Raw genomic sequence first — 22052 nt, forward strand, 5'->3', positions numbered from 1 at the left:
TAGCTACTATCGCAGGGAAATCCCGCGACAACAACCCAAACAATGGCGTTAAAATCAGCATAAAACGCTGAATCGCCGCCTCAGGCGATAGCATAAGTATAACATTAAACACGTAGCGGACTCCCGGTAGCGGGTCAGACCAATAGCGAATCCCTTTCAGAGAGGGACCTGAAAACGACGTTAACAGAGATTAATCGGCACTTGTCTCAAATTGATGACCGAGGGGACATCGACAAGGCGCCCGAACAGAAGAGCGAAAAGAAGAGGAATTGAGCACGCCTGGCTGGCGTAATTGACCGGCTAAACCCGTGTTCATTACTTTGATCACCGCCACTTAACACAAGTGGAAACGCCCTGAAAAGCCAGCGCGAAAAGTTCGTTGCTGACGTGCCTGCCGCTAAACCCAGCTGATCTCGGTGAAAAGCAGCGGCGTTTTATACAGCCATAACGACAGTAATGCAAAACTAAAATTTAGGGGATGGGAGCGGTGTCAGGATAATTTGACACTTTCTCGCTACAGAGAAGAGCCGTTTCGCTAAAAAGTGCTGGCAATCCGCTTAACGAGTAACCTAAAATAGCCATCCAGATGTGAATCCATCTATACTGGTTAACTTCTAAGCGTCTTAAAGCCATAGTCTGCTCATGGTTTTGCCTGAGGGGGGCGCAAAGAACCACATCCAGTGAACAGTCTGGAGTCCAGTTTTTTCGCGCTATGCAGTTGATTTCAACCCGTTTCAGTAAGGTAACGAATAAATGGCTAAACACCTTTTCACTTCCGAGTCCGTCTCAGAAGGACATCCCGATAAAATCGCCGATCAGATTTCTGATGCCGTTCTTGACGCCATTCTTGAGCAGGATCCAAAAGCACGCGTGGCTTGCGAAACCTACGTAAAGACCGGCATGGTATTGGTGGGCGGCGAGATCACCACTTCTGCATGGGTTGATATCGAAGAGATCACTCGTAACACCGTGCGTGAAATCGGCTATGTCCATTCCGACATGGGCTTTGATGCCAATTCCTGTGCAGTACTGAATGCCATCGGTAAGCAGTCGCCAGATATCAATCAGGGCGTTGACCGCGCCGATCCGCTGGAACAGGGTGCGGGCGACCAGGGCCTGATGTTCGGCTATGCGACCAACGAAACCGACGTGCTGATGCCTGCGCCAGTGACCTACGCTCACCGTCTGGTACAGCGCCAGGCCGAAGTGCGTAAAAACGGCACGCTGCCATGGCTGCGTCCGGACGCCAAAAGCCAGATCACTTTCCAGTATGATGCGGGCAAAATTGTAGGGATTGATGCGGTTGTTCTTTCCACTCAGCACGCTGAAGAGATCTCGCAGAAAGATCTGCAGGAAGCGGTGATGGAAGAGATCATCAAGCCGGTTCTGCCGACTGAGTGGATCAACGAGAGCACCAAATACCACATCAACCCAACCGGTCGTTTCGTTATCGGTGGTCCAATGGGCGACTGTGGCCTGACCGGTCGTAAAATCATCGTTGATACCTACGGCGGCATGGCGCGTCACGGCGGCGGAGCGTTTTCTGGTAAAGATCCATCAAAAGTTGACCGTTCAGCAGCTTATGCTGCGCGCTACGTAGCGAAAAACATCGTTGCTGCTGGCCTGGCGGATCGCTGTGAGATTCAGGTTTCCTACGCGATCGGCGTGGCTGAACCGACCTCTATCATGGTAGAAACCTTCGGCACCGAAAAAGTGTCTACTGAGCAACTGACTCTGCTGGTACGTGAGTTCTTCGACCTGCGTCCATACGGTTTGATCCAGATGCTGGACCTGCTGCACCCGATTTATCGTGAAACCGCAGCTTATGGTCACTTTGGTCGTGAACATTTCCCTTGGGAAAAAACCGACAAAGCCGATCAGCTGCGTGAAGCTGCTGGCCTGAAATAAGTTCAGACTCGCAGTATCGAGGGCACCTAAGGGTGCCCTTTTTGCTGTCTGCTGCTGGGTGATTGCTCATCAACTGCGAATAAAACGTTATGTCCATCCACACCAGGGAATGGAATATAGGTAAAAAAAGGGGGCTTTCGAGCGAAATTCTGTCAGAAATTAACAAAATGTTAACGGTTACAGCCGGAAACGTACGATTTATCTGACAATTAAGAATTTCCAGCCTTAACAATTGCGGTCAGAATGCGCTATTTTCAGCGCTGTCTGATAGAGGACCGTCAGGGAACTAAGAGAAGCTATTTAGCGCTATGACTAACTGGTTATAAAGCGTAAGCGCGTGTGAAAATCGTCATTTTCAGAAAGATCTGGTGTGTAACCGATTACACTGATGTGATCTGCCGCACAGTCTTACGCGCTCGGGTTTTCTAACATTTATAACAACAATATGCAGTACCACTCAAATGGAGGCTTTATGCCTGATAATAAGAAACAGAGCAGAACATCGAACAAGGCGATGACCCTTTTTGTGTGTTTTCTTGCCGCACTCGCGGGTCTGCTTTTTGGTCTGGATATCGGTGTGATTGCCGGTGCCCTGCCCTTCATCGCGAAAGATTTTAGCATCACCGCACATCAGCAAGAGTGGATCGTCAGTTCCATGATGTTTGGTGCAGCCATCGGTGCCGTCGGCAGCGGTTGGATGTCCTCTTTCCTCGGCCGTAAAAAAAGCCTGATGATCGGTGCCGTCCTGTTCGTAATTGGCTCCCTGTGGTCGGCCATGTCTCCGAATGCGGAAATGCTGATTATTGCTCGCGTGCTGCTCGGTCTGGCTGTTGGCGTCGCTTCCTACACCGCTCCGCTTTACCTCTCCGAAATCGCTCCCGAAAAAATTCGCGGCAGCATGATTTCGCTTTACCAGCTGATGATCACCATCGGTATCCTCGGTGCTTATCTTTCTGATACGGCTTTCAGCTACAGCGGCGAATGGCGCTGGATGCTCGGCGTAATTACTATCCCTGCTCTGCTGCTGCTGGTTGGCGTTTTCTTCCTGCCAAACAGCCCACGCTGGCTGGCGGCTAAAGGCAACTTCCGCGATGCGCAGCGCGTGCTCGATCGTCTGCGTGATACCAGCGAACAGGCAAAGCGTGAACTGGATGAAATTCGTGAAAGCCTGAAGATCAAACAGTCTGGCTGGAACCTGTTCCAGAACAACAGCAACTTCCGTCGCGCTGTTTATCTGGGTGTGCTTCTGCAGGTTATGCAGCAGTTCACCGGCATGAACGTCATCATGTATTACGCACCAAAAATCTTTGAAATCGCCGGTTTTACCAATACGACCGAGCAGATGTGGGGGACCGTTATCGTTGGTCTGATCAACGTGCTGGCAACCTTTATCGCGATTGGGCTGGTGGATCGCTGGGGCCGTAAACCGACGCTGAAACTGGGCTTCCTGGTAATGGCGATCGGCATGGGCGTGCTGGGAACGATGCTGCATGTCGGTATTCACTCTACCGGCGCACAGTACTTCGCAATCGGTATGTTGTTGATGTTTATCATCGGCTTCGCCATGAGCGCCGGTCCGCTGATTTGGGTACTGTGTTCAGAAATTCAGCCGCTGAAAGGCCGCGATTTCGGTATCACCGTTTCCACTGCGACCAACTGGATTGCTAACATGATCGTGGGAGCGACCTTCCTGACCATGCTGAACACCCTGGGTAATGCGAATACTTTCTGGGTCTATGCGGGTCTGAATATCGTCTTTATCCTGATTACTCTGTGGCTGATCCCGGAAACGAAAAACGTTTCTCTTGAGCACATTGAGCGTAACCTGTTGAGCGGCAAAAAGCTGCGTGACATCGGTCAGCGCGACTAAGTTTGACTGGCCGGGGAAACCCGGCCAGATTCATTGAAATCCCCTTCGCCACATCGTATTCTCTGCCGTATGAAACCCCTTCGCTTACCCATCGCCCTGCAACAAGCCGTGATGCATTCGCTGCGCGTGAAATTGCAGCTGGCTAACCAGCACCTCGAACGCAACTATCCTGAACCGAAGCTGGTTTATCAGCAGCGTGGCACTACCGCGGGCACCGCCTGGCTACAGACCTGGGAAATCCGGCTGAACCCCGTTTTGCTACTCGAAAATCAGCAGGCTTTTATTGACGAGGTGGTACCGCATGAACTCGCGCATTTATTAGTCTGGCGACACTTTGGCCGGGTTGCACCGCACGGCAAAGAATGGAAATGGATGATGGAAAGCGTGCTGGGCGTACCCGCCAGACGCACGCATCAGTTTGCTATCGAATCGGTGCGCAGCCGCGCGTTTCCCTATCGCTGCCGCTGTCAGCAGCATCAGCTAACGGTCCGTCGTCATAATCGGGTGATGCGAGGCGAAAGTGAATACCGCTGCGTGCACTGCGGCGAACGCTTGCAGCCGGGTGATTTCAGCGTGCCTGAGATCAACGTTCGCGAAAAAAATGCGCAATAATTGCGATTAGACACTCAGCAATTTCCTGTTATCTGGCGCTTCTGTTACTCTCGCCGACCTGACTGACTAACAGAATATTGGAATATGCTTCGTAAAATTATTAGCGCCTTTTCGCTCACACTGCTGCTTCCCACTTTTTTTGTCCACGCTCTGAGCCTGGACAACTATCATCAGAACAATTTCACGCAGGCTAAAGCCTATGCGGCACAGATCAATGCAGATGCGCCTGGCTCGTTCTACTGCGGCTGTAAAATCCGCTGGCAGGGTAAAAAAGGCGTGCCGGACCTGGCTTCCTGTGGTTATCAGGTGCGTAAAAATGCCAACCGTGCCAACCGAATTGAGTGGGAGCATGTTGTCCCGGCCTGGACGTTTGGCCACCAGCGTCAGTGTTGGCAGCAAGGCGGCAGAAAGCAGTGCGCGAAAGATGCAGGATACCGCCGCATTGAATCTGATTTGCATAACCTGCAACCCGCTATCGGCGAGGTAAACGGCGACCGTGGCAACTTTATGTACAGCCAGTGGAACGGCAGTGAGCATCAGTATGGCCAGTGTGAAATGAAGATCGATTTTAAAAACAAGCTGGCTGAGCCCCCTGCACGCGCACGCGGCGCGATCGCCCGTACCTGGTTTTACATGCGCGATCGGTATCAGATTGCGATGTCAAAACAGCAGACGCAGCTGATGACCGTATGGGATAAGCAATATCCGGTAACGGCATGGGAATGCGAGCGTGATAACCGCATTGCCCGCGTGCAGGGGAATCATAATCCCTATATACAGCGTGCTTGCCAGCGGTAAAATCACTGGCCTAAACTAGATGTCACTTTTTGGCCGCGCGCCCTGGCGCGGCTAACCACTTTAATCAGGATCCCCATGCGAATACCCCGCATCTATCATCCCGAGCCGCTTGTTGTCGGCAGCGAGATAGCGCTTTGCGACGAAGCCGCTAACCATGTCGGCCGCGTTTTGCGAATGAATCCCGGCCAGGCGCTGGAATTGTTCGATGGCACTAATCTGACATTTGCCGCCGAAATCGTACAGGCAGACAAAAAAAGCGTACGCGTTTTACTGTCGCAAAGTCGTGAAGAAAGCCGTGAATCCCCGCTTCATCTGCATTTAGGGCAGGTTATGTCGCGCGGCGAGAAGATGGAGTTCACCATTCAGAAAGCGGTCGAGCTGGGAGTTAATACGATTACCCCCTTGTTTTCTGAACGCTGTGGCGTAAAGCTTGATGAGCAAAGGCTGGCGAAAAAAATCCAGCAGTGGCAAAAAATTGTTATTGCGGCTTGTGAACAGTGCGGCAGAAACAGCCTCCCGGAAGTGCGTGAAGCGATGTCGCTGGAAGCCTGGAGTGCTGAAGAAGATGAAGGTCTGAAACTTAACCTGCATCCCAGAGCCAGCCAGAGCATCAATACGCTGCCTCAGCCAGTCAGTCGCGTGCGGTTATTGATCGGCCCGGAAGGCGGCCTGACCGCAGATGAGATTGCGATGACAGCACGTTACGACTTTACCGATATTCTGTTAGGGCCGCGCGTGCTGCGCACTGAAACCACGGCTCTGACCGCCATCACCGCTTTGCAGGTAAGATTTGGCGATTTAGGGTAGTTCATCCGGCCGGACGTCATGGTCGCAGCCCGTTTGCACACGAATGTCGCGCATAAGGCAAGTAAGACAGCTCAACTGGAGAAAAGAATGATTAAGCTTGGCATTGTGATGGACCCGATTACCTCCATCAATATTAAAAAAGACAGCAGCTTCGCTATGTTGCTGGAAGCACAGCGCCGTGGTTACGAAATCCACTATATGGAGATGAAAGATCTCTATCTGCGTGGCGGCGAAGCGCGCGCTTTTACCCGCAAGCTGAGCGTTGAGCAGAATTACGATAAGTGGTTCGAATTTGGCAGCGAGCAGGATATCGCCCTGGCTGACCTGAACGTTGTGCTGATGCGCAAAGATCCGCCGTTTGATACCGAGTTTATCTATGCCACTTACATCCTCGAACGTGCAGAAGAAAAAGGCACGCTGATCGTCAACAAGCCGCAGAGCCTGCGTGACTGTAACGAAAAGCTTTTCACCGCCTGGTTTGCCGATCTGACTCCTGACACGCTGGTTACCCGCAGCGCCGAAAAGATCCGTCAATTCTGGCAGGAGCATGGCGACGTGATCCTGAAGCCGCTGGACGGCATGGGCGGCGCGTCAATCTTCCGCATTAAAAAGGAAGATCCTAACCTGTCGGTCATTATTGAAACGCTGACCGATCACGGTAACTTTTACTGCATGGCGCAGAATTACCTGCCGGCCATCAAAGATGGCGACAAGCGCGTGCTGATGGTGGATGGCGAACCCGTGCCGTACTGCCTGGCCCGAATTCCTAAATCTGGCGAAACACGCGGTAATCTGGCCGCTGGCGGTCGTGGCGAAGCTCGTCCATTATCTGAAAGCGACCTGGCGATTGCCCGTCGCGTTGGCCCTGAGCTGAAGGCTAAAGGACTGATTTTTGTCGGTCTGGACATCATTGGTGAAAGGTTGACAGAGATTAACGTTACCAGCCCAACCTGTATACGTGAGATCGAGGCCGCATTCCCCATTTCAATAACTGGTATGCTGATGGATGCGATAGAGAAGCGTTTAGCCTGATGAGGTAATTGGGGGCAATGCGCCCCCATGTTAACCCCGTTAATTGCTGCGGGCCTTGCCGCGAGCGGTTAACCTGACTACAGAATCCTTATATGAATTTACAGCATCATTTTTTGATTGCCATGCCCACGCTGCAGGATCCTTTGTTCAAACGCTCGGTTGTTTATATTTGCGAGCACAATGACGAAGGGGCCATGGGTATTATTGTCAATAAGCCGATGGAGAACCTGACCGTAGACGGTATTCTCAAAAAGCTTAAAATTATGCCGACGCCTCGCGAGCCTGAAATCAAGCTCGACAAGCCGGTCTTTTCAGGTGGCCCGCTGGCGGAAGATCGCGGTTTTATTCTGCATTCTGCTCAGCATACTTTTGCCTCCAGTATCCGTGTTTCTGATAATACCGTAGTGACCACTTCTCGCGACGTGCTGGAAACGCTGGGTACGCCAGAGCAGCCAGAAAACGTACTTGTCGCGCTGGGCTATTGCGCCTGGGAGAAAGACCAGCTGGAAAGCGAGCTGCTCGAAAATGCCTGGCTTACCATCCCGGCTAACAGCAATATTCTGTTCAAAACCCCCATTGCCGAGCGCTGGCGCGAAGCGGCGAAAAGCATTGGTGTGGATATCCATAATATCACCAGTGATGTTGGACACGCCTGATGAGCCATATGACTTTGTTATCTTTCGACTTTGGCACCAAAAGCATCGGCGTGGCAATTGGCCAGCAGCTGACCGGCACCGCCAGACCGCTGGCCGCGCTAAAGGCTCAGGATGGCATTCCCGACTGGGATAAAATCGAAGCGCTGCTGAAAGAGTGGCAGCCCGATCGCGTAGTGGTCGGATTGCCGCTGAATATGGACGGCACCGAGCAGCCGCTTACGGCCAGAGCGCGCAAATTTGCTAATCGCCTGCACGGCCGTTTTGGCGTTCAGGTCGATCTGCATGATGAGCGTCTGAGTACGGTAGAAGCCCGTGCCGATCTCTTTTCACGCGGTGGCTTTCGGGCGCTGAACAAAGGCAGCGTCGACTCGCTTTCAGCCGTGGTCATCCTCGAAAGCTGGTTTGAAAGCGCCTGGAGCTGATTCTATGGCAGCAAACCTGCCTGCTGACGCTCACTCAGGCTCTGTTCGAAGGTTTGCATGCCGGACTGCATACCGGTTTGCAACACGCCGGGCAACTGATGCGTTTTACCTTCCCGAATCAGGCTCGCTACCGCTGGCGTATTCACTAACACTTCAAATAAAGCGATTCTACCCTGCGTCTTGTCAGGCACCAGCTTTTGCGCAATGGCCGCTTTCAGGCTGCCAGCCAGCTGGCTACGGATGAGGTTTTTTTCCGCGCTGGGAAACACGTCTACTAACCTGTCAATGACCTGAGCCGCGCCCCGGGTATGCAGCGTTGCCAGCACCAGATGCCCGGTTTCCGCAGCGGTCAGGGCCTGCTGTATGGTATCACCGTCACGCAGTTCGCCCAGTAAGATGACGTCCGGGTCTTCACGCAGTGCCGCCCTCAGCCCCGCGCTAAAAGAGCGACAGTGCAGACCGACTTCCCGCTGCTGGATAAGCGATTGCTGGCTACGGTGAATAAATTCAATCGGATCTTCCAGCGTCAAAATATGGCGTTTTTGCTGCTGATTAATCGCCCCAATCAACGCCGCCAGCGTGGTGGATTTGCCGCTTCCGGTCGCGCCTGTTACCAGCACCAGGCCATCCTGAAGACGCAACAGTTCGCTGACAACAGGCGGCAGACGCAGGCTGGCCAGTGCAGGACAGTCGCTGGCGATCACTCGCAGTGCCAGAGAAACGCCCTGCCGCTGCCGGAAAAAATTGGCGCGCAGACGCGTTCCGCCAGGCAGCGACAGGGCAAAATCGATTTGCCCCGCCTGCTCAAACTGCGCCTGCTGCCCTGCGTCCAGCCAGCGTCGCGCAACCGCCTGCAACTGCGTGTCGTCAATGAGTGGCATATCGGCTATTTTTTCCAGATGCCCGGATCGGCGCCAGAACGGAGAATGACCACTACAAAGGTGCAGATCCCCGGCGTTATGCTTTACACTAAGCGCCACGATCTTCTCAATATCCATAATACTCCCTGACCTATGACCTCAATTCAGCACAACTTACAGCAAGTCCGCGAGCGAATCTCAGCGGCAGCCGAGCGATGCGGGCGTGATCCAGCAGAGATTACCCTGCTTGCAGTAAGCAAAACAAAACCTGCGAGCGCGATCGAAGAAGCCGCCGCTGCTGGTCAGTCATGCTTTGGCGAAAACTATGTGCAGGAAGGCGTAGATAAGATCCAGCTGCTGGAAAATTCGTCGCTGACGTGGCACTTTATCGGGCCGCTGCAATCCAACAAAAGTCGGCTGGTGGCGGAGAATTTTGCCTGGTGCCATACCATCGATCGTCTGAAGCTCGCCACGCGTCTTAATGAGCAGCGCCCCGCAGCGCTGCCACCGCTAAACGTGCTGGTTCAGATAAACATCAGCGATGAACAGAGCAAATCTGGCATCATGCTGGAAGCGCTGCCCGCGCTGGCAGAAGAGATTGCTCAACTGCCGCGCTTACGGCTGCGTGGCCTGATGGCTATTCCAGCGCCGGAAAGCGACTACCAGCGGCAGCTTGCCGTTTGCCAACAGATGGCTGAGGCGTTTTCCGGGCTACAAAAAAGCTATCCATCCGTCGATACGCTTTCTCTGGGAATGAGCGACGACATGGAAGCCGCGATTGCGGCAGGCAGTACGATGGTGCGCATCGGCACCGCTATTTTTGGCGCGCGTGACTATGGCGCGACTAACAACAACAATTGAGGGAATTCATGCTGACGTTGACTTTTCTGGTCAAAACTTTGATCGACCTGTACGTGATGGTGCTGCTATTACGTATCTGGATGCAGTGGGCGCGCTGTGATTTTTACAATCCACTTTCACAATTCATCGTGAAAATCACGCAGCCGATAGTGAAGCCACTGCGGCGTATTTTGCCTTCGCTCGGGCCAATTGACACGGCCTCGCTGCTGCTGGCCTTTGTGCTGACCACGCTGAAGTACCCCATCCTGCTGCTGATTCAGGTGGGCGCCATCTCGCTCGACCCGATGAATCTGCTGGTTGGCCTGCTGTCGCTGGTAAAATCGGCAGGTTATCTGGTGTTCTGGGTGATTATTATTCGCTCGCTGATGAGCTGGATAAGCCAGGGCCGTGGCGCGGTTGATTATATGCTGATCCAACTGACCGAGCCGCTAATGGCGCCGATTCGCCGTATTTTGCCAGCCATGGGCGGCATCGATTTTTCCGCCATGGTGGTGATCCTGATCCTGTATATGCTGAACTATCTCGGTATGGATCTGTTCCCTGGCCTTTGGTATTTGCTGTAAACCCTGACTGAATTCTGGACCTGATATGCAAAAAGTAGTGCTCGCCACCGGCAATGCCGGAAAAGTTCGTGAACTGGCTGATTTGCTGGCCGACTTTGGCCTCGACATCGTGGCGCAAACCGAGCTGGGCGTGGAGTCTGCCGAAGAAACCGGCCTGACTTTTATTGAGAATGCCATCCTGAAAGCGCGTCATGCGGCAGCGATAACGGGTCTGCCCGCGATTGCCGATGATTCTGGCCTGGCTGTGGATGCGCTGGGCGGCGCGCCGGGGATCTACTCCGCGCGCTATGCCGGCCTTGATGCCAGCGACTCGCAAAATACCGCGAAGCTGCTTCAGGCGCTGGAAAATGTCGCCGACGGCAAACGTACGGCACAGTTTCACTGCGTGCTGGTCTATCTGCGCCATGCTGAAGATCCTACGCCGCTGGTGTTCCACGGCAGCTGGCAGGGTGAAATCGCCCGCGCTATGTCGGGTGAAGGCGGCTTTGGCTACGATCCGGTTTTCTATGTGCCAACACTGGGTAAAACCGCTGCCGAGCTGACGAAAGAGGAAAAACGCGCGGTTTCGCACCGTGGCAAAGCGTTAAGCCAGATGCTGGAAGCGTTGCGCAATGCATAATCTGCCGCCACTCAGCCTTTATATCCACATTCCCTGGTGCGTGCAGAAATGCCCCTACTGCGATTTCAACTCGCATGCGCTTAAGGGCGAAGTGCCGCATGAAGAGTATGTGCGCCATCTGCTGGCCGATTTGGATATCGATCTGCCTCTGACGTCCGGCCGTGAAGTGAGCACCATTTTTATCGGCGGCGGCACGCCAAGCTTGTTGAGCAGTGAAGCGATGCAGATGCTGCTGGATGGTGTGCGGGCACGTCTTCCGCTGTCGCCAACGGCTGAAATCACCATGGAAGCGAATCCGGGCACCGTGGAAGCAGACCGCTTCAGCGGCTATCAGCGAGCCGGTATCAATCGCATCTCTATTGGCGTGCAAAGTTTCAGCCAGCAGAAGCTGACGCGTCTGGGACGCATTCACGGCCCTGATGAAGCCAAACGCGCGGCGCATTTGGCTACGGATTTAGGCCTGCGTAGTTTTAATCTCGATTTGATGCACGGTCTGCCGGATCAGTCGCTGGACGAAGCGCTGAGCGATCTGCGCCAGGCGATTGAGCTGAATCCGCCTCATCTTTCCTGGTATCAGCTGACCATCGAACCGAATACGCTGTTTGCTTCCCGTCCGCCGATTCTGCCGGATGACGATGCGCTCTGGGATATTTTTGAACAGGGTCATCAGTTACTGACCGCGGCGGGTTACGAGCAGTATGAAACCTCCGCCTATGCTAAACCGGGCTACCGCTGTGAGCACAACCTCAACTACTGGCGCTTTGGCGACTATCTGGGGATTGGCTGCGGCGCGCACGGGAAACTGACGCAGCCGGATGGACGTATTGTCCGTACCAGCAAGACGAAGCATCCGCGTGGGTTTATGGCGGGTAACTATCTGGACAAGCAGTATGACGTTGCGGATAAAGAGAAGCCGTTCGAGTTCTTTATGAACCGTTTCCGCCTGCTGGAAGCCGCGCCGCGCGAAGAGTTCGGCCGCTACACCGGCCTGGCCGAAGATGTTATTCGTCCGCAAATCAACGAAGCGCTGGCAAAAGGTTATCTCACAGAGACCGCAGAACACTGGCAGATCACCGAGAAAGGAAAACTGTTCCTGAACTCGCTGCTGGAGTTGTTTTTGTCAGAAGAGTAATCTGTCACTCCTGCCAACCGTGCTGCGAGCCTTTAATTAAGCTGGCAGCACGGCCCCTCGTTTATTTCATTCCGTTTATCAACGATTTACGCTGTTGCTCCAGGCTGGTAACACGATTACACACCTCGTGGCCGAAATTCTGGAAATCCGCTTCCTGATTGCTCCATTCAGCCTGCACCGCCTGCTGTAGGCCACCAAGGCTTCCCATCATCGCCTGCAAAGAGTTGCCGCCGCTGGATGGCTGAGTGCCCATTTCATTGAGGCTGTCCTGCACGATGCCGCCCAGCGCGCTTTGCACCAGGCGTTCACCGTCCTGACGAACCTGTTGAATAGCCTGATGATGGAAGGTCAGGCCGTCGCTGCGGCGTTCGATAATGCGGCTCATTTGCTGTTTTAACTGCTCGTCCAGCTTAGTCAGCCGACTACGAACCTTGCTGCCCTGCCCCAGTTTCTCAACAATCACCCTGTCCAGCGCCACACGGCCTTTTTCAAGACGCTGGTGAGCGCCTTGATCGATCCAGGGTAAATCGCGGCGTAATGCAGCCTGATAATCGATCGCTGTTTGCCGGGTGGCATTGTCTGGTTTGATCGACTGCCCGTTGCGCTGCACATCACCGGTTGGGGTAATGACAAGATTACCGCTGGCACCAACCACCTGTACCGTCTGAGGAGAAATAACAACGTCATCCTGAGGATTCACGCTACATTGGTAATCAGCCTGCGCCTGCCCCGCCGCAACCAGTAAGAATGCCCCTACGACCATCGCTTTACGCATCTTGCCTCCATTGAATAAAAAGGCCACGCAAGCGTGGCCTCAGAATACTGACAAACTCAACTATTAGTCCCACCAGACGTCAAAAAGTTCGGTCACCTGAACATTGGTCAGTTTGTGATCCTCAAGCCATTTGCGCACCAGCTCGCGATGCTCATCGGTACACTTGCCAATCTGCTGCAGGCAGACCAAACCTTCCCAATGCAGATAACCGCTGCCATCGAAAGCCAGGCCGTTGGGGTCGATCACTTCTTCAATCAGCGCATCAACGGTTGTATCGATCGTTTCACTGCTGCTGCCTTCCGGGAAAGAGAAGCCCACGGAAAAGCCCAGTTCCTGAAACTCATCAATATGCATTTTTTTACGCAAACGACGACTGCGTTGGGTAGCCATTATTTAATCCTCTCAAACATCAAATCCCATACACCGTGACCAAGACGCTGTCCACGCTGCTCAAATTTCGTTAACGGGCGCGAGTCCGGACGCGGCACGTAATCAAGCGTCGGCGACTGGTTTTTAAAGCCGGAAATCGAGCTCATGACTTCCAGCATATGCACGGCATAAGCTTCCCAGTCGGTAGCCATGTGGAATACACCACCCAGCTTCAGTTTACGCATTACCAGCTCAGCAAAAGCTACCTGAACAATGCGACGCTTGTTATGACGCGCTTTATGCCAGGGATCCGGGAAAAACAGCTGCACCATGCGCAGCGAGTGATCCGGGATCATCTTATCCAGCACGTCCACCGCATCGTGACACATCACGCGCAGATTCTCCACGCCAGCCTCATCCGCAGTGCTAAGGCAGGCACCTACGCCAGGCGAGTGCACTTCAATACCAAGGAAGTTCTGCTGTGGGTTCGCTGCCGCCATCGCCACCAGCGAGGCGCCCATCCCAAAGCCGATCTCCAGAACCACAGGCGCTTCACGGCCAAACAGTTCCGCCAGATCCACCGGCTCAGGCTGATACTCCACCCCTTTTACCGGCCAGAAATGGTCCAGCGCGTGCTGCTGGCCTTTCGTCAGGCGGCCCTGACGACGTACGAAGCTGCGAATACGGCGCATTGGACGGCCGTCTTCGTCAAACTCCGGTGTAATAACATCATTCTTCATGTTTTGCCTGCTGGTCTGCAATATCTGGAAAACGGGCATTATGCAAAGTTACAGCGGTTAAGCAAGCCCTGGAAAGTTCCGGTTTACAGCATAGTTGGTCTGTGCTGGAATCCCAGCCTGATTTTTTAATTCTTACTGGAAATCTCTGAAACATGATGCAAGCGCCGCAGTTCTCACGGCAGGTACTGGACTGGTATCAGCGCTTTGGCCGTAAAACCCTGCCGTGGCAACAGGAAAAAACGCCTTATAAAGTCTGGCTTTCTGAGGTTATGCTACAACAAACCCAGGTAGCGACCGTTATCCCCTATTTTGAACGGTTTATGACGCGCTTCCCCACGGTAGCCGATTTGGCAGCCGCACCGCTTGATGAGGTGCTGCATCTGTGGACCGGGCTTGGCTACTATGCCCGCGCACGAAATTTACATAAAGCCGCCATCATGGTGGTAGAAAAGCATGCGGGCACATTCCCGGAGACGTTTGAAGAAGTAGCGGATTTGCCTGGCGTAGGCCGCTCAACGGCTGGCGCTATTCTTTCTCTTTCTCTTGGCAAACATTTTCCCATCCTCGACGGCAACGTGAAGCGCGTGCTGGCCCGCTGCTACGCCGTTGCAGGCTGGCCGGGGAAAAAAGAGGTAGAAAAACGCCTGTGGCAAATCAGCGAAGAGGTGACGCCAGCCGAAGGCGTCAGCCAGTTTAACCAGGCGATGATGGATCTTGGGGCGATGGTCTGCACGCGCTCAAAACCAAAATGTGAAATTTGCCCGCTGAATCTCGGCTGTATAGCTTACGCCAACGGCAGCTGGGCTAATTATCCCGGCAAGAAACCAAAACAGACGCTGCCCGAGCGCACCGGCTGGATGCTGATGATGCAGCGCGACGAGAAGGTCTGGCTGGAACAGCGGCCTCCGGTGGGCCTGTGGGGCGGGCTGTACTGCTTCCCACAATTTGCTACCCGCCCCGAGCTGGAGCAGTGGCTCCAGCAGCGCGGGATCGATGCGGCCTCACTGTCGCAGGGCATCGCTTTTCGCCACACCTTCAGCCATTTTCACCTGGATATCGTGCCAATGTGGCTGAAACTGCCTCAGGCCAGCGCCGCAATGGATGAACCCGCTGGTCTCTGGTATAACTTAGCGCAGCCGCCGTCCGTCGGGCTGGCCGCCCCGGTGGAACGCCTGCTACAGCAGCTGCGTCAGCCGCAACAAACCGCGCTGGCTCTCCGCGCGACAGATGAGGAAGAATAATGAGCAGAACTATTTTTTGCACGTTCCTGCAACGTGATGCTGAAGGACAGGATTTCCAGCTTTATCCCGGCGAAGTGGGCAAGCGTATCTATAACGAGATCTCGAAAGAGGCCTGGTCGCAGTGGATGAGTAAGCAAACCATGCTGATTAACGAAAAGAAGCTCAGCATGATGAACCCGGAAGACCGCAAACTGCTTGAGCAGGAGATGGTGAAATTCCTGTTCGAAGGACACGACGTCCATATCGAAGGTTTTACCCCGCCAGAAGAATAATCAAAAGGCCTCGCCACAGAGGCCCTCTCAGTTTGGGCGAAGCACGACATAATGAATAAGAAGCTGATAGGTTTACTGGTTATTGCGCCGTTGTTGATCTCCTGCTCCAGCAATAAAAAGCCGGTTTTCCATGAAGAATGGGTTAAGGACACCAACGGATTCGATATCCTGATGGGGCAGTTTGCCCACAACATCGAAAATATCTGGGGCATTAACGAGGTGCTGATCGCCGGCCCGAAAGATTACGTAAAATATAGCGATCAATATTACACCCGCAGCCATATCAACTTTGATGCCGGTTCCATCACTATCGAGACCATTGCCGGAACCGATCCGATGGCCAGCCTGCGTCAGGCAATTATCACCACGCTGCTGATCGGTGAAGATCCTGGCAATGTCGATCTTTATTCCGATGCCAACGATATCCAGCTTGGTCAGGAGCCGCTGCTGTACGGCCAGGTGTTAGATAATACCGGTCAGGCGATCCGCTGGCAGGGTCGTGCCGCCAGCTTCGCCGATTACCTGATCCAGAATAAACTTCAGCGCCGTAATTCAGGCCTGCATGTTATCTGGTCGGTGACCATCCCGATGGTACCTAACCATTTGGATAAGCGTGCGCATAAATATCTGCCGATGGTACGTAAAGCGGCTGAAAAATATGGCGTCGATCAGTCACTGATCCTGGCGATTATGCAGATCGAGTCGAGCTTTAACCCTTATGCCGTCAGTCATTCCGACGCGCTGGGACTGATGCAGGTTGTACAGCATACCGCAGGCGTGGATGTGTTCCGCATGAAGGGTAAATGGGGCAAGCCAAGCCGCAGCTATCTGCTGGATCCGGAAAATAATATCGATGCCGGAACGGCCTATCTTTCTATCTTGCAGGGCAGTTACCTGGGCGGCATTACTAATCCGATTTCGCGGCGCTATGCGGTCATCACCGCTTACAACGGCGGTGCAGGCAGCGTGCTGAAAGTGTTCTCCAGCGATAAGGGGCGGGCCTTTAACGCCATTAATGACCTGTCGCCGGCTGAAGTTTATCAGACGCTGGCCACTAACCATCCTTCTGCTGAATCACGTCGCTACCTCTACAAAGTGAGCAACGCGCAGAAAAGCTATCACCGTTATTAACCGCAACGGGCAGTTCGCTGCCTGTTACTGTTCCCGGTTTGTTGGCAAAAAAAACGGCGACTCTGAGAGTCGCCGGTGGATAAGGGGAAATTCCCCAGTCTTGGCAAAAATTAAAGACTTATATTTTTAAATTTTCTGGTTGTTTCGGTCAGTGCGACTTCCGTTGGCAACCGCTCCATGGAGCTGGCACCGTAAAATCCATCACACTGCGGGCAGTGGCTAAGTATGTACTGCGCATCTTCAGGAGTTGAGATGGGCCCTCCATGACACAACACAATCACATCCTTGCGTACACGCTTTGCAGCCTCTGCCCACTGGTTAATAAGCGGCACGCAATCTGATAACTTAAGTGCCGTTTCTGCACCAATATTGCCGCCGGTAGTCAGCCCCATATGCGGCACGATAATATCTGCGCCCGCTTCGGTCATTGCCACGGCATTTTCTTCGCTAAATACATAGGGCGTTGTGAGCAGGCCTTTTTGATGAGCCAGACGTATCATTTCCACTTCCAGCCCATAGCCCATGCCGGTCTCTTCAAGGTTTGCCCGGAAATTGCCGTCAATCAGGCCCACGGTGGGGAAATTTTGTACGCCGGAGAAACCCATCGCTTTTAAATCATCAAGAAACTTATCGAAATGACAGAAAGGATCGGTGCCATTGACGCCAGCCAGCACCGGCGTGTTTTTCACTACCGGCAGGACTTCTTTCGCCATATCCACGACAATTTCGTTTGCATTGCCATAGGCGAGAAGGCCAGCAAGTGAACCGCGTCCGGCCATGCGATAGCGGCCTGAATTATAAATCACTATCAGGTCGATGCCGCCAGCTTCTTCACATTTTGCAGAGAGTCCGGTACCCGCACCGCCGCCGATGATAGGTTCACGGCGCGCAATCATTGCGTTAAATTTAGTCAGTATCTCCTGACGGGTAAAAGCCATCGTTAAAACTCCTTCTCGACCAGCTGTTGAAACTGTTTGACCGCCGCGACCGCAAACTGCGGATCGTTGATGTTAAAAGGCAGACGCAGAATTTTACGGCTTTCGGTCTGTTGGACGTGAGCTTCCAGCGTGGTGATAAAGGCCTGACTGGCTTCTGGCGACCAGAAGGGCTGTCCCGGCGCATCCAGTAGTGAGAAGCCGCCTTCCGGGATCAGGAAAACAAGATTGCCGTCACAGCGATTAAGCTTTTCAGCGATCCACTTCGCCATCGCCACATTCTCTTCCACCGTGGTGCGCATCAACGTCACCTGAGCATTGTGATGATAGAACAGGCGCCCGGCATATTTTTGCGGCACCGTAGACTGATGGCCGAAGTTAACCATATCCAGTGCACCGCATGACATCACGCAGGGAATGCGTTTGTTTGCCACCGCGTCAAAACGCGTTTCATCACACGCCAGCACGCCATCAAACAGCATGTCGCACACTTCTGTCGTGGTCAGATCCAGCAGGCCTGACAGCATACCGCTGTCTGCCAGCTTCTCCATGGCTTTACCACCGCTGCCCGTGGCATGAAACACCAGACAGTCGTAATCGTCTTCCAGCATCGCACTGACGGTCTGAATACAGGGTGTTGTCACCCCAAACATGGTCAGCCCAAGCGCAGGCTTATCCGCCGCATTCTCTTCCAGGGGAAAAAGCACCGCGCCAGCGATTTGATTCGCCGCGTTGCCCAGCACCTGACGTGAGATGCGGTTAAGCCCGGCAACATCGGTGACAGAATAAATCATGCTGATATCGCTGGCACCCACGTAGCCAGAAATATCACCGGATGCCATCGTCGACACCATCACTTTGGGTATACCAACCGGTAGCGCCTGCATGGCAGGCGTGATTAACGCCGTGCCGCAGGAGCCGCCCATCCCAATGACGCCTGCCAGATTTCCTCTTTTAGTGAGGAAAGTCTTAAATGCCAGTGCCATAGCATCAATAGCTTTTCCACGGTCACCGCAGAACACGGCATCGCGTCCGTTGGGATGAAAATCAGCAATCAGTTCAGGAGGAAAATCAGCCTGCGAAGCGGTGCTAACTAATTGAGTAGACAGGTCAACCGTGAGTACGTTAGCCCCTGCCTTGCTCAGGCAATCGCTAACATAAAACAGTTCCCTTCCTTTAGTATCTGCTGTAGCAACAACGTAAATATAGCGAGTATTAATAGTCATAGTCGTAACAACACCCTGTTATCAGACGTAATAAAGACTTGATAAAACAACAATAAAAAAGTAAATACGTCATTGGGTTTTTACACCCTTTCATGATGAGATAACAGTATCATCTTCATCATTGATAAATCAATTGAATGGAATTTACGTCTCACAAGGATGTTGGCTATGCTTACTGATGGAACCTGTCCTGCAGGCTCTGGCGGCGATACCCGTGATTATCCCGCCTGCCGTCATCAATGGCTTGAATAACAAGCAGATTTAATCGTAAAAATGAGGTTATTGTGGAGCAAAGGGATTCCGCTGGGGTTAAAATTCTGACCGCCACACGTGCAAGAACACGTCGCTTACTGATTGAAACAGCAATGAAAATGTTCGACAGCGGCGCGTTCCCATCCATTACCGAAGTTGCCGCCGTTGCCCAGCTTTCTCGTGCAACAGCCTATCGCTATTTCCCTACCCAAAGTGCGCTGGTCTCCGCCATTGTTACGGAAACCCTCAGCCCGATTAAAAGCTGGCGACCTTCACAAGAAGAGGTGGGCGATCGTGTTGAAGAGCTGCTGACCTTCGCTTTTCCGCGCATGCTTGAACACGAAGGGACACTGCGAGCGGCACTGCATCTTTCCCTAACGCAATGGGCGCAGTCGCAGTCTAATGACAACCCGGACAAAGAAAAGCTGGTGCGAGGAAATCGTAAAGCCTTGTTGCAGCACGTGGTTGAACCTTTACACAGCGAATTGCCGCCCCATCTCGTTGAGCGCGTCGTGCATGCCCTGTCGCTGGTGTACGGTTCGGAAATTTTCCTGGTCATGAAAGATATCTGGGGATGCGATAACGATCAGCTTCAGGATATCGGCAAATGGATAGCGAAAGCGATCATTCGCCAGGCCAGAGAAGATTCTGAGGCACTGAGCTAGCTGCCCTGTAGCAGGGGGTGCCCCCCCTGCTGGCAAAATCAGCCGTTGATCATATAGCCCATCAAACGCTTAACGCCGTTTTCGTCCGTTTCGGCATAGACGCCCTGAAGTTCGGGCGAGAAGCCGGGCAGTAGATTCAGCCCCTCTTCCAGCGCAAGGAAATAGCGTTGCACCGCCCCGCCCCAAACTTCGCCGGGGACCACGCAAAGCACGCCCGGTGGATAAGGTAATGCGCCCTCTGCGGCGATCCGCCCTTGTGCTTCAGCGATCGGCACCAGTTCGACATTGCCGCGAATAAACTCCCGGTTTGCATCCTGAGGGTTCATTGCCACAGCTGGTAAACTTTCCTGGCGGAACATCGCTTTCTGCAAGTCCTTCACGCCGTGGCTGACGTAAAGCTGATGCATCTCCATGCAAAGGCGGCGTAGCGTATAGCCTTCGTAACGCGCTGCATTCTTGCGGTAAATAGTGGGCAGCACATCGCGTAACAGCGCATCTTCCTTGATATGTTGTTCAAACTGCGCCAGTTTCGCCACCAGATGCGCCATTTTCTCCACGCTTTCTGCCGGGGTGAGCAGGAACAGAATCGAGTTAAGATCGCATTTCTCCGGCACTACGCCATTTTCGCGCAGATAGTTCGCCAGGATGGTGGCCGGAATACCAAACGACGCATACTGGCCGCTGGCGGCATCAATTCCCGGCGTCGTCAGCAGCAGCTTGCAGGGATCGATCAGATACTGATCCCGCTCGTAGCCAGCAAAACCGTGCCAGGCAGCACGAGGCGCAAAACTGAAATAGCGCGCGTCTGAAGCGATGGTTGCGGTTGGCGCATCCTGCCAGGGTTGCCCTTCTACCTCGTCAGGAATAAAAGGTTTGATCATCTCGCATTTGGCAAGGATCGCCTTACGCGCATCAATGCCTAACGTAACGCATTCGTGCCACAACCGGCGGCCCGCTTCGCCCTGATGCATTTTGGCATTCACGTCCAGCGCCGCGAACAGCGGATAAAACGGGCTGGTTGAAGCATGCAGCATAAAAGCATTATTGAGCCGCTTATGGCTGCAAAAACGCTGCTGACCACGAATGTGATTGTCTTTTTTATGGATCTGCGAAGTCTGCGAGAAGCCCGCCTGCTGCTTGTGCACCGACTGCGTTACAAAAATACCGGGATCGTTCTCGTTCAGCGTCAGCAACAGCGGCGAACAGGCTTCCATCACGGGAATAAACTGCTCGTACCCCACCCAGGCTGAATCAAACAGGATGTAGTCACACAGATGACCAATGCTGTCGATCACCTTACGCGCGTTATAAACCGTGCCGTCATAGGTGCCGAGCTGGATAACGGCCAGACGGAAAGGACGTGCTTCCGTGGCCCGCTCAGGCGCAACCTGGGCGATTTGCTGACGCAGATAAGCTTCATCAAAACAGTGGGCGTCAATACCGCCAATAAACCCAAACGGGTTACGTGCCGTTTCCAGATAAACAGGCGTCGCGCCAGCCTGAATCAATGCGCCATGATGATTCGATTTATGGTTATTACGGTCAAACAGCACCAGATCGCCACGCGTCAGCAGCGCATTCGTCACCACTTTATTGGCGCTGGACGTGCCGTTCAGCACAAAATAGGTTTTGTCGGCGTTAAATACTTTGGCCGCAAATTTTTGCGCATCCTTGGCCGATCCTTCGTGGATCAGCAGATCGCCTAATTTGACGTCGGCGTTGCACATATCGGCACGAAAAACGTTCTCACCGAAGAAATCATAAAACTGACGGCCGGCCGGATGCTTTTTGAAGAACGCGCCGCCCTGATGGCCCGGACAGGCAAAAGTACTGTTATCCATCGCCACATATTTAGTTAGCGTCTCGAAAAATGGCGGTAACAGGCCGGACTGATATTGTGAGGCAGCCGCTTCCAGCCTGGCGGCATCATCCGCTTCACCGGTCAATAAACCTGTCACCTCGGGTAAATCCTGCGCCTGGTCAGCGTCATCCAGGGCAATAAAGACCGGCAGATTAAACCCGGTGTGGCGCAGCAGAGCCAGCATGCCGCTGCGTGAGTCTGCAACGGAGACGACCACCGCCGCCACATCAGTAAAATCGGTTTTTTCCAGCGTGACGACTTCGCGCCCGGTCTGGAGATGGATGGCCACGGTGGTGCTGGCTGCAATTTTCAAAGGTGTCATAGCACTAATCCAAAACAAGGATGAGTGGGTGCCAGAGGCACAGCAATGGGAAAAGGCTACGGCCCTCGCCCGGCGAAGGTGTCAGGGTTTTCAGCAGATGGAGTTCGGCTTCAACCGATAGAC

23 protein-coding genes are annotated in these 22052 nt (G+C 53.5%); 16 read left to right on the plus strand and 7 right to left on the minus strand.

Translation table 11 applies throughout. The features are described from left to right. Nucleotides 1–753 precede the first annotated feature (753 nt). The 8 genes from metK to ruvX all read left to right on the plus strand — a co-directional run bounded on the left by metK (nucleotide 754) and on the right by ruvX (nucleotide 8105). Nucleotides 754–1908 carry a methionine adenosyltransferase gene (metK, locus tag AAGQ96_RS17550; RefSeq protein ID WP_147199689.1) on the plus strand — a complete coding sequence of 385 codons (1155 nt, stop codon included), beginning with the start codon at nucleotides 754–756 and terminating at the stop codon, nucleotides 1906–1908. A 472-nt stretch (nucleotides 1909–2380) separates the two neighbouring features. After that, entirely contained in the window at nucleotides 2381–3778 is a 1398-nt protein-coding gene (locus tag AAGQ96_RS17555; protein WP_147199690.1) for a sugar porter family MFS transporter, read from the plus strand. 69 nt (nucleotides 3779–3847) lie between these two features. Further along, nucleotides 3848–4390 (plus strand): SprT family zinc-dependent metalloprotease, encoded by a 543-nt coding sequence (locus tag AAGQ96_RS17560; RefSeq protein WP_147199691.1) that lies wholly within the window; start codon nucleotides 3848–3850, stop codon nucleotides 4388–4390. An 84-nt stretch (nucleotides 4391–4474) separates the two neighbouring features. Beyond that, nucleotides 4475–5188, plus strand: a complete 714-nt coding sequence (endA, locus tag AAGQ96_RS17565) for a deoxyribonuclease I (protein WP_147199692.1) — start codon at nucleotides 4475–4477, stop codon at nucleotides 5186–5188. Nucleotides 5189–5263: 75 nt separating this feature from the next. Next, entirely contained in the window at nucleotides 5264–5995 is a 732-nt protein-coding gene (gene rsmE / locus AAGQ96_RS17570; RefSeq protein ID WP_342754172.1) for a 16S rRNA (uracil(1498)-N(3))-methyltransferase, read from the plus strand. Between the two features lie 87 nt (nucleotides 5996–6082). Further along, nucleotides 6083–7027 (plus strand): glutathione synthase, encoded by a 945-nt coding sequence (gene gshB / locus AAGQ96_RS17575; RefSeq protein WP_147199694.1) that lies wholly within the window; start codon nucleotides 6083–6085, stop codon nucleotides 7025–7027. Between the two features lie 92 nt (nucleotides 7028–7119). Beyond that, complete coding sequence (locus AAGQ96_RS17580; protein ID WP_147199695.1) at nucleotides 7120–7683, plus strand: YqgE/AlgH family protein; 564 nt, start codon at nucleotides 7120–7122, stop codon at nucleotides 7681–7683. Beyond that, nucleotides 7683–8105 (plus strand): Holliday junction resolvase RuvX, encoded by a 423-nt coding sequence (gene ruvX / locus AAGQ96_RS17585; RefSeq protein WP_174822366.1) that lies wholly within the window; start codon nucleotides 7683–7685, stop codon nucleotides 8103–8105. Before AAGQ96_RS17580 ends, ruvX begins: the two co-directional genes overlap by 1 nt. Nucleotides 8106–8107: 2 nt before the next feature. Here the strand turns inward: ruvX and AAGQ96_RS17590 are convergent, their stop codons facing one another. Beyond that, on the minus strand, nucleotides 8108–9103 hold the full coding sequence (locus AAGQ96_RS17590) for a type IV pilus twitching motility protein PilT (RefSeq protein WP_342754173.1): 996 nt from the start codon (nucleotides 9101–9103) through the stop codon (nucleotides 8108–8110). Nucleotides 9104–9118: 15 nt separating this feature from the next. On the opposite strand from AAGQ96_RS17590, the gene AAGQ96_RS17595 reads away from it, so the two are divergent. The 4 genes from AAGQ96_RS17595 to hemW are packed head-to-tail and all read left to right on the plus strand — an operon-like array spanning nucleotide 9119 to nucleotide 12140. Next, on the plus strand, nucleotides 9119–9826 hold the full coding sequence (locus tag AAGQ96_RS17595) for a YggS family pyridoxal phosphate-dependent enzyme (RefSeq protein WP_342754174.1): 708 nt from the start codon (nucleotides 9119–9121) through the stop codon (nucleotides 9824–9826). An 8-nt stretch (nucleotides 9827–9834) separates the two neighbouring features. Beyond that, nucleotides 9835–10389: a YggT family protein gene (locus AAGQ96_RS17600; protein ID WP_342754175.1), complete on the plus strand. Its 555-nt coding sequence runs from the start codon at nucleotides 9835–9837 to the stop codon at nucleotides 10387–10389. 25 nt (nucleotides 10390–10414) lie between these two features. Beyond that, nucleotides 10415–11008: an XTP/dITP diphosphatase gene (locus AAGQ96_RS17605; RefSeq protein ID WP_342754176.1), complete on the plus strand. Its 594-nt coding sequence runs from the start codon at nucleotides 10415–10417 to the stop codon at nucleotides 11006–11008. Further along, nucleotides 11001–12140 (plus strand): radical SAM family heme chaperone HemW, encoded by a 1140-nt coding sequence (gene hemW, locus AAGQ96_RS17610; protein WP_342754177.1) that lies wholly within the window; start codon nucleotides 11001–11003, stop codon nucleotides 12138–12140. Before AAGQ96_RS17605 ends, hemW begins: the two co-directional genes overlap by 8 nt. Before the next feature lie 61 nt (nucleotides 12141–12201). Here the strand turns inward: hemW and AAGQ96_RS17615 are convergent, their stop codons facing one another. From AAGQ96_RS17615 to trmB, 3 genes are all read right to left on the minus strand, one after another. Beyond that, entirely contained in the window at nucleotides 12202–12915 is a 714-nt protein-coding gene (locus AAGQ96_RS17615; RefSeq protein WP_147199702.1) for a DUF2884 domain-containing protein, read from the minus strand. Between the two features lie 63 nt (nucleotides 12916–12978). Continuing rightward, nucleotides 12979–13305, minus strand: coding sequence for a YggL family protein (locus AAGQ96_RS17620; protein ID WP_147199703.1), 327 nt, complete (start codon nucleotides 13303–13305; stop codon nucleotides 12979–12981). Next, on the minus strand, nucleotides 13305–14024 hold the full coding sequence (gene trmB, locus AAGQ96_RS17625) for a tRNA (guanosine(46)-N7)-methyltransferase TrmB (protein WP_342754178.1): 720 nt from the start codon (nucleotides 14022–14024) through the stop codon (nucleotides 13305–13307). Before trmB ends, AAGQ96_RS17620 begins: the two co-directional genes overlap by 1 nt. A 152-nt stretch (nucleotides 14025–14176) precedes the next feature. On the opposite strand from trmB, the gene mutY reads away from it, so the two are divergent. From mutY to mltC, 3 genes are read left to right on the plus strand one after another with little or no spacing between them, the layout of a single operon-like run. Then, nucleotides 14177–15265: an A/G-specific adenine glycosylase gene (mutY, locus tag AAGQ96_RS17630; RefSeq protein WP_342754179.1), complete on the plus strand. Its 1089-nt coding sequence runs from the start codon at nucleotides 14177–14179 to the stop codon at nucleotides 15263–15265. After that, entirely contained in the window at nucleotides 15265–15537 is a 273-nt protein-coding gene (locus AAGQ96_RS17635; RefSeq protein ID WP_147199706.1) for an oxidative damage protection protein, read from the plus strand. The genes mutY and AAGQ96_RS17635 overlap by 1 nt, the downstream gene beginning before the upstream one ends. Nucleotides 15538–15588: 51 nt before the next feature. Then, the gene (mltC, locus tag AAGQ96_RS17640; RefSeq protein ID WP_147199707.1) at nucleotides 15589–16668 is read left to right on the plus strand and encodes a membrane-bound lytic murein transglycosylase MltC; all 1080 of its coding nucleotides are present in this window, start codon (nucleotides 15589–15591) and stop codon (nucleotides 16666–16668) included. 110 nt (nucleotides 16669–16778) lie between these two features. Here the strand turns inward: mltC and AAGQ96_RS17645 are convergent, their stop codons facing one another. Both AAGQ96_RS17645 and AAGQ96_RS17650 read right to left on the minus strand, forming a co-directional pair. Beyond that, nucleotides 16779–17606, minus strand: coding sequence for a phosphoenolpyruvate hydrolase family protein (locus AAGQ96_RS17645; RefSeq protein ID WP_147199708.1), 828 nt, complete (start codon nucleotides 17604–17606; stop codon nucleotides 16779–16781). A 2-nt stretch (nucleotides 17607–17608) separates the two neighbouring features. Continuing rightward, a complete protein-coding gene (locus tag AAGQ96_RS17650; protein WP_342754180.1) occupies nucleotides 17609–18829 on the minus strand; it encodes a Tm-1-like ATP-binding domain-containing protein in 1221 nt (406 codons plus the stop codon). Between the two features lie 371 nt (nucleotides 18830–19200). On the opposite strand from AAGQ96_RS17650, the gene AAGQ96_RS17655 reads away from it, so the two are divergent. After that, a complete protein-coding gene (locus AAGQ96_RS17655) occupies nucleotides 19201–19746 on the plus strand; it encodes a TetR/AcrR family transcriptional regulator (RefSeq protein WP_254446366.1) in 546 nt (181 codons plus the stop codon). Nucleotides 19747–19784: 38 nt separating this feature from the next. On the opposite strand, the gene AAGQ96_RS17660 is transcribed toward AAGQ96_RS17655, so the two are convergent. Then, nucleotides 19785–21929, minus strand: a complete 2145-nt coding sequence (locus AAGQ96_RS17660) for an ornithine decarboxylase (protein ID WP_342754182.1) — start codon at nucleotides 21927–21929, stop codon at nucleotides 19785–19787. Nucleotides 21930–22052: the final 123 nt, after the last annotated feature.

It is taken from the genome of Pantoea sp. MBD-2R (assembly GCF_039134845.1).
GTDB lineage: Bacteria > Pseudomonadota > Gammaproteobacteria > Enterobacterales > Enterobacteriaceae > Erwinia.

Bases quoted from the DNA above. Each gene is read 5' to 3' on its own strand.
- AAGQ96_RS17595 (WP_342754174.1), top strand. From the start codon at position 9,119: ATGACCTCAATTCAGCACAACTTACAGCAAGTCCGCGAGCGAATCTCA.
- AAGQ96_RS17555 (WP_147199690.1), top strand. From the start codon at position 2,381: ATGCCTGATAATAAGAAACAGAGCAGAACATCGAACAAGGCGATGACC.
- mutY (WP_342754179.1), top strand. From the start codon at position 14,177: ATGATGCAAGCGCCGCAGTTCTCACGGCAGGTACTGGACTGGTATCAG.
- AAGQ96_RS17620 (WP_147199703.1), bottom strand. From the start codon at position 13,305: ATGGCTACCCAACGCAGTCGTCGTTTGCGTAAAAAAATGCATATTGAT.
- AAGQ96_RS17635 (WP_147199706.1), top strand. From the start codon at position 15,265: ATGAGCAGAACTATTTTTTGCACGTTCCTGCAACGTGATGCTGAAGGA.
- AAGQ96_RS17580 (WP_147199695.1), top strand. From the start codon at position 7,120: ATGAATTTACAGCATCATTTTTTGATTGCCATGCCCACGCTGCAGGAT.
- AAGQ96_RS17655 (WP_254446366.1), top strand. From the start codon at position 19,201: ATGTTCGACAGCGGCGCGTTCCCATCCATTACCGAAGTTGCCGCCGTT.
- mltC (WP_147199707.1), top strand. From the start codon at position 15,589: ATGAATAAGAAGCTGATAGGTTTACTGGTTATTGCGCCGTTGTTGATC.
- AAGQ96_RS17615 (WP_147199702.1), bottom strand. From the start codon at position 12,915: ATGCGTAAAGCGATGGTCGTAGGGGCATTCTTACTGGTTGCGGCGGGG.
- AAGQ96_RS17600 (WP_342754175.1), top strand. From the start codon at position 9,835: ATGCTGACGTTGACTTTTCTGGTCAAAACTTTGATCGACCTGTACGTG.
- metK (WP_147199689.1), top strand. From the start codon at position 754: ATGGCTAAACACCTTTTCACTTCCGAGTCCGTCTCAGAAGGACATCCC.
- ruvX (WP_174822366.1), top strand. From the start codon at position 7,683: ATGAGCCATATGACTTTGTTATCTTTCGACTTTGGCACCAAAAGCATC.
- AAGQ96_RS17645 (WP_147199708.1), bottom strand. From the start codon at position 17,606: ATGGCTTTTACCCGTCAGGAGATACTGACTAAATTTAACGCAATGATT.
- endA (WP_147199692.1), top strand. From the start codon at position 4,475: ATGCTTCGTAAAATTATTAGCGCCTTTTCGCTCACACTGCTGCTTCCC.
- hemW (WP_342754177.1), top strand. From the start codon at position 11,001: ATGCATAATCTGCCGCCACTCAGCCTTTATATCCACATTCCCTGGTGC.
- trmB (WP_342754178.1), bottom strand. From the start codon at position 14,024: ATGAAGAATGATGTTATTACACCGGAGTTTGACGAAGACGGCCGTCCA.
- AAGQ96_RS17650 (WP_342754180.1), bottom strand. From the start codon at position 18,829: ATGACTATTAATACTCGCTATATTTACGTTGTTGCTACAGCAGATACT.
- rsmE (WP_342754172.1), top strand. From the start codon at position 5,264: ATGCGAATACCCCGCATCTATCATCCCGAGCCGCTTGTTGTCGGCAGC.
- AAGQ96_RS17560 (WP_147199691.1), top strand. From the start codon at position 3,848: ATGAAACCCCTTCGCTTACCCATCGCCCTGCAACAAGCCGTGATGCAT.
- AAGQ96_RS17590 (WP_342754173.1), bottom strand. From the start codon at position 9,103: ATGGATATTGAGAAGATCGTGGCGCTTAGTGTAAAGCATAACGCCGGG.
- AAGQ96_RS17605 (WP_342754176.1), top strand. From the start codon at position 10,415: ATGCAAAAAGTAGTGCTCGCCACCGGCAATGCCGGAAAAGTTCGTGAA.
- gshB (WP_147199694.1), top strand. From the start codon at position 6,083: ATGATTAAGCTTGGCATTGTGATGGACCCGATTACCTCCATCAATATT.
- AAGQ96_RS17660 (WP_342754182.1), bottom strand. From the start codon at position 21,929: ATGACACCTTTGAAAATTGCAGCCAGCACCACCGTGGCCATCCATCTC.